The organism is Cellulosimicrobium sp. SL-1 (genome assembly GCF_011033075.1).
In the GTDB taxonomy this organism is placed as follows: Bacteria; Actinomycetota; Actinomycetes; order Actinomycetales; family Cellulomonadaceae; genus Cellulosimicrobium; species Cellulosimicrobium funkei.
On the sequence record NZ_JAACJC010000022.1, the window covers coordinates 1 to 572 of the forward strand.

1 protein-coding gene is annotated in these 572 nt (G+C 68.9%); it reads right to left on the minus strand.

What is annotated here, in order from left to right:
• Nucleotides 1-572, minus strand: a 572-nt coding sequence (locus GWJ10_RS19540; protein WP_241005911.1) for a methyl-accepting chemotaxis protein, incomplete at both ends; no start/stop codon positions are given.

The window sequence follows — 572 nt, forward strand, 5'->3', positions numbered from 1 at the left end:
ACCGTGTCCCCCTGGATCGCCTCCACCCGACGCGCGATGTCCTCCGTCGCCTTCGCCGTCTCCTGCGCCAGCTCCTTCACCTCGCTGGCCACCACCGCGAACCCCTTGCCCGCCTCACCCGCACGAGCCGCCTCGATCGTCGCGTTCAACGCCAACAAGTTCGTCTGCTCCGCGATCGACGTGATCACCTTGATCACGTCACCGATCTCCTGCGACGACGTCCCCAGCTTCTGCACCGTCTCGTTCGTCGCCGCAGCACGCTCCGTGGCCTTGTTCGCCACCTTCGCCGCCTCGTTCGAGTTCTGCGCGATCTCCCGGATCGAAGCCCCCATCTCCTCCGCACCCGCAGCCACCGTCTGCACGTTCTGCGACACCTGCTCCGCCGCCGACGCCACCACACCCGACTGCGCCGCCGTCTCGTCCGACGACGCCGAGAACTGCGCACCCGCCGCAGACAGCTGCTCCGTCGCCGCAGCCACCGCCTCCGACGTCCCCGCCACCTCCGCGATGATCCCCCGCAAGTTCTCCTGCGCACTCGTCAACGCCGCAGCCATCTGCCCCAGCTCGTCACG